The 11558-nt window shown below is 54.6% G+C and carries 4 protein-coding genes; all 4 read right to left on the reverse strand.

What is annotated here, in order from left to right:
* Positions 1-4 precede the first annotated feature (4 nt).
* Entirely contained in the window at positions 5-8275 is an 8271-nt protein-coding gene (locus NST04_RS20285) for an SDR family NAD(P)-dependent oxidoreductase (RefSeq protein ID WP_341185852.1), read from the reverse strand.
* Positions 8265-8855: an indolepyruvate oxidoreductase subunit beta gene (locus NST04_RS20290; RefSeq protein WP_341185853.1), complete on the reverse strand. Its 591-nt coding sequence runs from the start codon at positions 8853-8855 to the stop codon at positions 8265-8267. Before NST04_RS20290 ends, NST04_RS20285 begins: the two co-directional genes overlap by 11 nt.
* Before the next feature lie 7 nt (positions 8856-8862).
* Positions 8863-10611 (reverse strand): indolepyruvate ferredoxin oxidoreductase subunit alpha, encoded by a 1749-nt coding sequence (iorA, locus tag NST04_RS20295; protein WP_341185854.1) that lies wholly within the window; start codon positions 10609-10611, stop codon positions 8863-8865.
* 311 nt (positions 10612-10922) lie between these two features.
* Positions 10923-11420 carry a DinB family protein gene (locus tag NST04_RS20300; protein WP_341185855.1) on the reverse strand — a complete coding sequence of 166 codons (498 nt, stop codon included), beginning with the start codon at positions 11418-11420 and terminating at the stop codon, positions 10923-10925.
* Between the last annotated feature and the right edge of the window lie 138 nt (positions 11421-11558).

Below are 11558 nucleotides of genomic sequence, written 5' to 3' on the forward strand. Positions count from 1 at the left end.
GCGCTTATCTTCCCTCCAGTAAAAGTTCAAGTTCATTCAGATCAACCGGATCATCCGCCGCCGGTTCAGCATCCCCGGACAGGACTGCCGTGTGACCTGACATATTAAGAATATGGGCAGTCAGCAGCCGCAGCGTATTGTAGTTGAACAGATCATTGGAGTGCAGGCTCAGGCCAAGTCTGTCATTCAGCTTGTCCACCAGCTCCAGCGTCAGCACAGAGTTCACACCCAGCTCCGAGAACGGAAGGTCGGGGTTGATAGTCCCCGCTTCCCTATAAATGACTTCCTCCAGTGTCTGTTCCAGACATTGCTTCACCTCATGAGCACTAGAGGCACTGGGCTGTTCAGCTTCAGCCGATGCTACCAGTGACACTGGACGGGAGCGGTTCATCCGGCGGGGATCACCAGAGATCTTCGGCGGTTCAATGACGAAGCGGCTGGCTTCGGAATGGCCTGCGGCTTGGGCTGCTGAGAAGCTATTGCCGATCCAGTATCTTTGCTTGTCAAAAATATAATGAGGCAGCGGAATCATCCTTGCACAGCTCGGCTCATCATGCAGGAGCTTCCAGTCAATTTCCGCCTTCAGCAGCCAGAGCTGGGCAAGCTGCGGCAATTGTCTATGGGTAATGGCGCTGCGGATGAACTCGTGTCCGGGCCCGTTCTGGAACAGGATAGCCGCGATATCACGCTGAGGGTCCAGGCTGGCTGTGTATACATCCGTCAGATTATGCTCTCCGTCAGCGAAGCGGCTCAATAGGCCCTCAAGCTCACTGAGATTACGCACTACAATAGCCACCCGCTCGTCAAAAGCTTCCCGTCCCGCTTGCAGCGTATAGGCGACATCCTCCAGCCGCAGTGTATACTCACCCGTATCCGCCCGTCCGCCGGATAATTCGCCGCTGAGGCTCCGGCTTATCTCGGTCGTCAGCTCCCGCAGGGACCAGTTGGTCCACGGTGCGGGCTGAGCGGCAGCATCATGAAGTAAATCCTTAATTGCACCGGCTAATCTGACCTGATGCACAGCATCTGTACACAGTCCGGCCAAGTCTTCATCGAAGTCGATCTGCCCGGGATTCATGCCAAGCACCTCAGCCACCGTATTCAGACAATGCTCCTGAACGGCCTGCACTCTGGCGGCAATGTGTTCTCCGGTGCCCGAAGTAACACAGCCGCCCTTCCGCTGCCGGGCAATGAATGCCGCAAGCTGTCTGGCCTGTGCCCGCAGCTTCTCCCTGCTCTTGGCGGACAGCAGAATTAACTGCTCTCCCTGCTGCGCAGCAGGAATGACTTCCGGCACATATTGCTCGATGATCATATGAGCGTTCGTGCCGCCTGCCCCGAAGGAGCTGATGCCAGCCCTTAGCGGCTGGATCTTGATTCCTTCCGGCGTCTCCTCCGCCAGCGGTTCCCACCGCTCAAGCGAGCGCTGCACGAAGAACGGCGTTCTTGCGAAATCGATATTCTCGTTAAGCTGCTCGGCCAGAATAGAAGGAACCAACTGTTTATACTTCATTTGCAGCAGTACCTTGGTCAAGGAAGCCATACCGGCAGCCGACTCCAGATGGCCGATATTACTCTTGACGGAACCAAGGGCGCAGAACTGGGTATCCGAAGTGGATTTCTTGAAGGCCTTCGTTAAGCCGGCCACCTCAATAGGATCTCCCAGCGCCGTACCGGTGCCATGGGCTTCAATATAACTGATCTGTCTGGGATGCACGCCCGACTTCATCAGTGCCTCTTCGATAAGCTCGGCTTGGGCGTTCGGGTTAGGCACTGTATATGAGCTGACCTTGCCGCCGTGATTGACCGCCGTTCCTTTGATCAGGCCATAGATCGAGTCCCCGTCCCTGAGTGCCGCCGCAAGCGGCTTCAGCAGGACTGCGCCTACGCCCTCGCCGGGAACATAACCGTCTCCACCCTGGCCGAATGCTCTGCACTTGCCTTCCGTGGAGCCGAAGCGCTGATCGGCCAGGAAGATGTATTTTGCCGGATGCACAATGGTATTGACACTCCCGGCTACCGCCAGCTCGCTCTCGCCGTGCCGGATACTCTCGCAGGCCATATGCAGGGCTACCAGTGCTGAGGAGCACATCGTATCCACCGCCAGACTCGGTCCCTTGAAGTTGAAATGATAGGAGATCCGGTTGGCAATGGACGCGAACGATGAACGTACATCCACCAGCCGGCCGTTAGTGTATGCTTCCGCGCCAAGGAGCTGATAATGGGAGTTCATCACGCCAATGAATACGCCAACCTTCTTCCCGGAGAGTGTATCCGGCGCCGCTCCGGCATCCTCCAGCGTGTGGTACGCGGTCTGGAGCATAAGCCGCTCCTGCGGGTCCATCAGCTCCGCTTCCCTCGGGGAGATATGGAAGAATCTGGCATCGAACATTTCCACATCCTTCATGAACGCTCCCCATTTGGTATAGACCTTGCCTTGCTTCCCCTTCTCGGGATGGTAATCCTTGCGGTAATCCCAGCGCTCCGGCGGAATCTCAGTGACACAGTCTTGTCCCCGGCACAGCACCTCCCAGAATTCCTCCAGCGTCTCCGCCATCGGATACTGTCCGCTTAAGCCGATAATCGCAATGTCACCGCCAGCTGCTTCCGCAGCCTGGAACCGGGGATCAGCGGAATGTGCTGCATGCAGGGGTGCATGGAACACTTCACTTCCCGCTTGATCTGCAATGATCTGCGGTGCTGGCCCAGTCAATAGCTCTCGATCTTCCGTAGCCTTCTCCCGTTCCGCTTCTCCCGCTGACTGCTGAAAGAATCCGGCATGATGCTCCATGAAGAAGGCGGTCAGGCCCGCGATCGAGCTGTATTCAAAGAACAATGTGCTGGGCAGATCAGAGAAGTCCTTATCGAGAATTCCATTCAGCTCCATAATCATGATGGAATCGATACCGTACTTGGAGAAATTGCCGTCCGCCTCAATCTGCACTGCCGGAACTCCGGTTGCCTGGGACACGACTTTTTTCAAATATTGCTGAACCGCTTCCTTCACCAGCACAGTCCCGGCGGCACCAGGTTGAAGCTGCGGACGCTTCCCGGCAGCCTTAGCGGAAGCACTCAGCACCTGCTCCTTCCATGCCTTCTCAGCCGCTGTGCCCAGCACCCGGTTCAATTGCTGTGCTTCCCCGCAGGCTACGATGATGCGTGATTCCCCTGTGCGGATCAGCTGCTCCAGCAGCTCAAGACCTGCCCGGGTGTCCAGCTGACCCATTCCGGTCTGGCGGCTGTACTGCACAGCTTCTTCTCCGGTTAACTGCATCGCGCCGTCATTCCATACAGGCCAATTGACCGACAGTGAAGCTCCCGAGCGATATCCTGCCTTAACCTGCTCCGCCCGCAGCACGGCGAACCGGTCCAGATAGCTGTTGGCTGCGGCATAGGTTCCCCTGCCGAAATCACCGATAATGGATGAAAGAGAGGAGAACAGTACGAAGAAATCCAGCTTCTCCTGTCGTGTAGCTTCATCCAGATTCAAGGCTCCCTGAATCTTGGGCAGGAGTACCTCCGCCATCTGTTCCGGAGTGGCGTCCATCAGCGGCAGTTCGCCAAGTACTCCGGCACAGTGAACGATGCCATCCATAGAATGAAACATCTCTTTGGCCTGAGCAACAATCTGTATGGCAGTATCCCGCTGCGCGATATCGCCGGGCAGATAGATGACCTGCCCCGGACACTGCTGCAGCCGCTGCAGCTCAGCGCTTCTTGAAGCATCCAGCCCGGCTCTTCCGGTCAGCACCAGATTAGCCTCGTAATGCCGGAGGGCATATTCGGCCACCGCAAGCCCCAGCTTGCCCATGCCGCCGGTAATGAGGTAAGTTCCATGTCTGCGGAACCCGCTGAATGCGGCCTCCGGTAAGGATGCCAGCGGCAGAATAGCAAGACTGGTCCGGGCACCGCCAGTATAGGCGACTTCTATATAAGAAGACCGCTGCGGATAGAGCAGCTCCTGCGCCGCATAGAATGGAATTTCTTCAACGGTACTGCAGTACATCACGGACGGAATGAAGGTGCGGTTAATGGACTGTAATGCTTTGGACAACCCTTGCAGCATCCCCGCTTCCGGCTGGCCTCCGCAGACTGCACCCAGCAGATAGCGGACCGGATGGTCTCTGTAGAGCAGTGTAACCGTCTTGAACAGGTTCAGAACCGTGTAGTAACCGGTAAGGAGCCCTGTCTGTGCCCCGTTCCATTCATCTATAACTGCGTCAATTCTTATGCCCCTCGACAGCAGCCCGCCCAGCAGCTTGTGAATATCCGCTTCACATCCGGGCCGGATGGTGAACTCTAACGTCTCGTCCGAAGTGCTGTAATCTGTCCCCTGAGTCACGCTGATGATGTGGTCCGGCACCGCTTGCCCGCGGTTGAAGGCGTCTGTGAGCAGATGCCTCCTCCCGTGGTCACGGGTCAGATAGAGCACATTTGTCATCACAGGAGAATGCCCGGAATGAGCGGGGAACTCAGCATTCTGCCATCGTTCGGTATACAATTGAATGCGGCTTGCCGGATTCAGCGGAGAGTTGCCCGGAATAGCCCGGATCGTGAAGTCTCTGGCTTCCACCTGCACTTCCCCCAGCGCATTCAGAATATAGATATTGAACCGCTTCATGCCTGCTGCCTTATCCGCTGTCTCAGGAACAATCTCTGCATAGGAATAGCAGCTTGGTGTGAGCCTGCCGTGAATGATCACTTCCCCTAGCGCAAAAGGAATATGTAGTTTGAGCTGTTTGTAAGCCTCAGCTCCGCCGATCCAGGTTACGGCCCGCAGCGCGGCATCTAAGAGAGACGGGTGCAGCAGGTAATCGTTGAAGCCGGGCTGCAGATGCGGCGGCAGTTCAAGCTTTTCCAGGGATTCCGCGTCACCGCACAGCGCTTCAGCCGTTGCCTGAAAGCTTGGCCCGTACTGAAAGCCGATGAATCCGGCGAATACTTCGTTGTAACAGAAATCCTTCCCTACAATGGCTCCGCCTCTTGCCCGTATCTCGTCAAGCATGAATCTGCGCGGTACCGCCTGCTCTGGTTTGCCCGCATAGAGCTTACCCGTACAATGAATCACCGGATGGTCCATATCCCCGGTATACACCCGGAACCTCAAATACCCTGAATCCCGGGTAAGCTGAATGGAGACATCCCGCTTATCGGCCACTTCCAGCCGTTTCACCCACAGTACATCCTTAATGGCATGCACCTGATCCCCGAAGGCCAGCTCACCAGCGGCTCTGACCATCTCCAGATAAGCTACTCCCGGCAGAATCACCCGTCCACCGACAACATGCTCACCAACGTAGAAATCGCTCACCTGAAGTGTCTTTACGAACAGCAGCTGCCTTGGACTGGACTTCGCCAGATCAAGCATCGGATGGCCAGGAACCGCAGCGGGCGGCGGAGCAGGCATCCAGTGTCTCGAACGGTTAAAAGCATATCCGGGCAACGGCTGCTTCCTGAAGCTTCCCCCGGGATACAACCGGCTCCAGTCCAGATCTGTCCCGGCCAGCCATAACTGAAGCAGGATCTCTTGGAACCCGGGGATTCCGTCATTCTGGATCGACAGTGAATATACTTCGGAGTCCTTGTCTGACGCTGACAGCCGGATCATCTCCGTCTGCAGAATACTCTGTCCGGCGCTGTGTTCCTGCAGCTGATGCTTCCAGCCTGCCATGTCAGCAATTTCCGGCAGCAGAGAGTTCGCATCATGCAGATGTGTGTAAGCTCTGTTCAAGCTTAATTGACTGTTCCGTGTATTCAGTTGTTCCCGCACCGCTTCAATGACCCCGGCCGCTTCCGCTTCGGGAGAAGCTAACAGCCGCACTGCCATTTCCTTGGAAATCACCTCTCCCAGAACAAGCTGAACCCATTCATTCAGACGTTCATCCCTTAGAGTGATCCGCTCCGACAAGTCCCATTTCTGATTCAGCTTCAGCAGCGAGCCGTAGGTGATCAACAGCAGCAGAACGCACTGCCACCCCGCATCCGGGTTATCATTTCCGGCAACCAGCAGCTCTTCCTGATTGAGTATGGAGTCTACAGTCAGCCCCGCCTCTTGTAGGGCCGGCACCTGATCCCAATCCCGTAAGTACTTCTTGTAAGTGAACTGGGTCCGGCTCAGAATCCGGGCCTTCTCCACATAGTGCTTGAACGCTGCCGCATCAGCTTCGCCGATACGCATACTGCGCAGGTCAGCAATATATGAAGCGCTGATGTTCACGGGCTGAAGCTTCACATGATGAACCGGATCAATGAACGTCAGTTCCGGGCTTCTCAGGACAGTCTCTTCAAACGTGGTCCTGCCGCTAAGAATGCTGTATGCCTGAGCGGGTGTTATCATGCCGCAGACGGCCATAGCGAGCAGCGTTCCTTGCTGTTCGCCGCTCACGGCAGCAATCTCGGCCCCGAGGCCGGTCAGCACCTTAGCGAGTGTATAATTCACTATGAAGGAGTATGCAGGCAGCTTCTCCTTGCTCCATTTGGCAACCGTGATGCCGCTGGGGACAGAAGACTGCCCTTCAGGCAGCGCAATCTCAGCGATAACCTCTTCAAAAGTCCGGCGGATATACGGTTCTTGCAGGATGCTCTTAATCTCCGAGTACCCTTTATAAATCACATTGGTGAATTGAACCGACCATGCCTTGCAGCCCGGCTCTAACCGTTCAGCGCTGGTTGCAGCCCCCTCAAGGAATTCTGCCAGCTCCTCCTTGTTCCTTACAACCGCACCGATTCTGAATTCCCGGCAATGCCGTCTGCCTGCCAGCAGCGTTCTGCATAGACCGCCGATGGCAGACCCGTTGATCTCCGCAGCGTTCAAGTACGACTTCCAGGCGGAGATCCCCTCGTTCAGACTGCCGGAATTCAAGGCAGACAGGGCGAAGATCTGCGGCCCCGGAGCCGGTTCCTTGCTTACCCTGGCGGGCTTCGGCGGCTCATAGGCTTCCAGAATGACATGGGCATTGACTCCCCCGAAGCCAAAACCGCTTATGCCTGCCCGCAGCGGAGTCTGTGCATCTACTTGCACCCAGCCGGTATTATCCGTGGCCACCTTAAACGGAGTATGCTCCCAGTCCAGCAGCGGATTCAGCCGGGTCAGATTAAGCAGCTTCGGAATCGTCTTATGCTTCATCATCAGCAGCACCCGGATGATTCCGGCCATCCCGGCGGCACTTGCCAGATGGCCGATATTCGTCTTGACAGAGCCGATGGTGCAGAACTGATTCTGTTCGGTGTACTGTCTGAATACCTGTGTCAGCGCTTCAACCTCAATTGGATCGCCAAGAGCGGTTCCGGTACCATGTGCTTCGATATAATTGACTGTTGAAGCATCGACTCCGGATTGACGCAGGGCGGCTTCAATCACTTGCTTCTGTGCGGTCATGCTTGGGGCGGCGATCGTCTGCGACGGACCACAGTGGTTCACGGCACTGCCCCGGATGACACCATAGATATGGTTGCCGTCCCGGATCGCATCCTCCAGCTTCTGCAGCAGCAGAACACCAACGCCCTCCCCCTGCACGAATCCGTCCGCATTCTCGTCAAAAGCCTTGCATTGCCCGTCCCGGCTCATCATATTCGACTTGGAGAAGCTCACATAACGCCAAGGATGGTAAGCGAGGCACACTCCAGCTGCGATGGCGTATTTCGCTTCGCCTAACTGGAGGTTCTGTCTTGCCTTATGGACCGCAACCAATGAGGAGGAGCAGGCGGTATCCAGGGAGAGGCTCTCTCCGGTTAGACCCAGATAATGGGAGATGCGGTTCGCCGCAATGCACTCGAAGTTGCCCAGACCTGCGTAATGATCCACCTGTTCGCCTCCGGACAGGGCGAGAAGCGCATAATCATTGCCGGTTACGCCGACATAGACCGAGGTCCCTTCCTGCTGAAGCGACTCCAGCGGAATGCCCGAATCTTCAAGGCAGTGCCAGGTCTCCTCCAGCAGAATGCGCTGCTGTGGGTCCATGCTGGTTACCTCTCTGGGCGACAGGTTAAAAAAGGTATGATCGAACTTATCTATACCCTGCAGCGGAGCACTGAATTTCACGAATTGCTCATTGTCCCAGCCTAGCTCCGCCCCCTTCTTCAACCCGTATCTTCCGTTCTCCCAGCGTTCAAGACTGATGGGGCGGATAGAATTCACATGGTTCACCATGTTGTCCCAGTAACGGGTGTAGTGATCGGCATCCGGAAACCTGCAGCCGATGCCGACGATAGCCACATCCGGTACCGCTGCCCCTCCGAGGGGCTTAAGCCTGCTTGCCGAAGCCTTAGAGCTCATACACAGTCTCCTTTACTTCCACGGCAGCCTGATCCCTCATCCCTCTCAGCAGAGCGAGAATGCTGTCCTCCTGGTATTGCTTCTTGATATACTTCTCCATCGTGCTCTTCCAGGCGGCGAATTCGAATCCGAGCAGCTGCAGCAGCGCGCCCAGCATGACAAAATTCTCATTCCGCACATTACCCGTTTCCTTGGCGATGGCCCGTCCTTCAACAAAAGAGACATGCTGGTAGCGGCTGAAGCTGTCATCGTATTTCCCCTTGTAAATATCCTCATTCAGCTCCGCAAGATTCACGAGCATCCGTCCGTCCTGCTTCAGGAAGCTTCCCCAGCGCAGGGCTTCAATCTGGTCGAAGCCGACGATATAGTCCGCAGTACCCATCTCAATCAGCGGGGAATATATTTTGTCGCCGAACCGGACCTGTGCATGCACGCTTCCGCCTCTTTGCGACATGCCGTGCACCTCGGAGACCTTAACGTCATACCCGAGTGCCACCAGTCCCTGTGACAACACATTGGTTACAGTAATGACACCTTTTCCGCCTACACCGGCCAAAATAATGCTTGTAGCTGCGTTCATCGGTCGCTTAAGCCTCCTTAATGCTGTCATAGGGACATATCTGCTGGCAGATGCTGCAGCCCTTGCATTCGAGCGGATCAATGATGATTTGGCGGTCCACAATTTTGATCGCTGAGCAGCCCAGCATCGTACATTTTTTGCAGTTTACACAGCTGATGTTGTCAATAACATATTTTCTTTTGGTTTCGGTCTTATTTTTGAGAAGTTCGCAAGGATGTCTGGAGATGATGACGAATGGTTCAGTGCTGAGCTTGGCGGTCTCCACACACTGCTGCGTTTCTTGGAGGTTAGTGGGGTCAAGTATGATGAGGTTATCCGGTTTGATGCCCAGTGCGAGCACAATATCTTCAATCCGTATAGGCTCCGATGTGCTGCCTTGCAGCGTGCGTCCGGTGCCCGGATTCTCTTGATTGCCGGTCATGGAGGTGGAGCGGTTGTCCAGAATGCAGACGACGATAGGGGTCTTGTTGTAGACGGCGTTCAGCAGCCCGGTCATGCCTGAGTGAAAAAAGGTGGAGTCCCCGATGAAGGCAAATACCTTCTTGCCCAGCGGCTTGAAATCCTGGGTCCGCTGCATGCCTGTGGCCATGGAGATGGATGCTCCCATACAGAGCACCGTGTCCAGGGCTTTGATCGGCTCCGTTCCACCTAAGGTGTAACAGCCAATATCCCCGGCGGCTAGAATATCCCTGTGCTGCTTGACCGCGCTGTACAGTCCCAGATATCCGCAGCCTGCACACAGTCTCGGTGGTCTTGGTGGCACCTGGACTGCTTCGTAACAGTCCATTTCTTCGCGGGTGATGGCTTTCCGGATAATCTCCGGATTCAGCTCACCACAGACGGGAATGATCTCCTTGCCGGTGCAGGCAATGCCCATGGCCCTTAGCGAGGTCTCGATGAATGGTTCGCCTTCCTCGACTACATAGATCCTGTTGACCTGTGCAGCGAATGCGCGGGCCTTCTCATCCGGGAACGGGTAGCTCATACCCAGCTTCAGCACAGATACCGTATCTCCGAATACTTCCTTGACATATTGATAGGATATACCGCTGGTGACAATGCCGATATCCGGGGAGCTATATTCCAGTACATTTAGAGGGGAGGAGTTGGAATAGGCCTGAATATCCAGGAGATTTGCTTCAATTTCGAGATGACGTCGTCTGGAGATGGCCGGAAGCAGCAGCCGGTCCAGTTTGTTCTTCTTATAGGTCTTATACCTCTCTTCCACCGCCAGCCCTTCCTGGAATTCTACTATTCCTTTGGAATGGGAGACCCGGGTAGTTGTCCTGAACAGGACCGGTGTATTGAAGCGCTCACTGATCTCATAGGCTTCAAGCATCATATCTTTGCATTCCTGGGAGCTGGAGGGTTCTATTAACGGCATCTTGGCATGACTTGCATAGATACGGTTGTCCTGCTCGTTCTGGGAGGAATGGATGCCCGGATCATCTGCCGAGACAATGACTAGGCCCGCATTCACACCCTCATAGGTCATATTGAACAGCGGATCTGCCGCCACGTTGACCCCTACGTGCTTCATGGTAGTCAGACTGCGGATACCGGCGATACATGCGCCTGCCGCCACTTCCAGCGCCACCTTCTCGTTGGGTGCCCACTCGGCATATACGCCTTCATAGACACTTATGCTCTCGACAATCTCTGTGCTCGGTGTTCCGGGGTACGATGAAATGATTTTACAATTTGCTTCATAAGCGCCTCTGGCAATTGCCTCATTACCCATCATTAGAGCTTTCATCAGATCGTCCTCTCGTCCATCTCATTTAACAGAAAAGCACGGCCGCATACACCCCAAAATACTAATTCATGCAATTAACATTTATAGGACTTTATACTTGTTAATAGGATATAGCCAATAATATAGTGTTACTATTAAATTTGTTACTTTTTTTTAATAAATTCCTGCTGTTTTATTCTTAAATCTGCTAAATTTCACAGAATTGAAATAATTAAAAAGCCTGCAACCTAACATCGCAGACTTTTCCATAGAAAAACATATATTTCATTTATTTTGCAAAATATGTCGAATGGATTCGGGTCTTTTGAGCCTTAAGCCGGATACCCGCCCCCCGGCGGCGGCCACGCTCCCTGCAGACGGCGGAGCAGAACAATCTCCCCCAGATGATAGGAGTTATGAGAAGCAATGTTGCGCAAAAGCCCGCCCTTGGTCTCCCCTGGAAAATGGGCCAACGGCTCGTCAAGCTGGGCGGTCTGGGCAATGGCAACCGCCTTATCTACCCCTTCCAGCAGATGCATAATCGCCTCTTGAAGCTGGGACTCATCTGCCGGAGCTTTCTCCGCAGGCCAGCTCTCCTGTATGCTTGCAGGCCGCTGAGGCTGGCCGCCCTCCAGGTGGGTCAGCATGAAATCCTGCCAGTAGCCCATATGCTTCAACAACTGGTAGATGGAGTAGGGAATTCCCTCTATTGTATAACCTGCAAGCTCCAGCGTCAGATCCGGTAAAGCCCGGGCGATCGGAATATGTCCGCGTTCCCCTACCAGAGATTTCACCAGCGCTTGACCAAAAGCATGATTGGATTCGGACATCAGTATGCTCCTCCTATTAATTGCGTGAAATATAATTTAACGAAACCCAATATAGCCGGATTCTAACACTTTGTCAATAAGCATCCGCTTGTACCTTAAACATCTGATAGTAATGTCCCTGAAGGTCCAATCGCGTTC

The sequence above is a fragment of the Paenibacillus sp. FSL H7-0756 genome (genome assembly GCF_038006765.1).
GTDB lineage: Bacteria > Bacillota > Bacilli > Paenibacillales > Paenibacillaceae > Paenibacillus_AQ.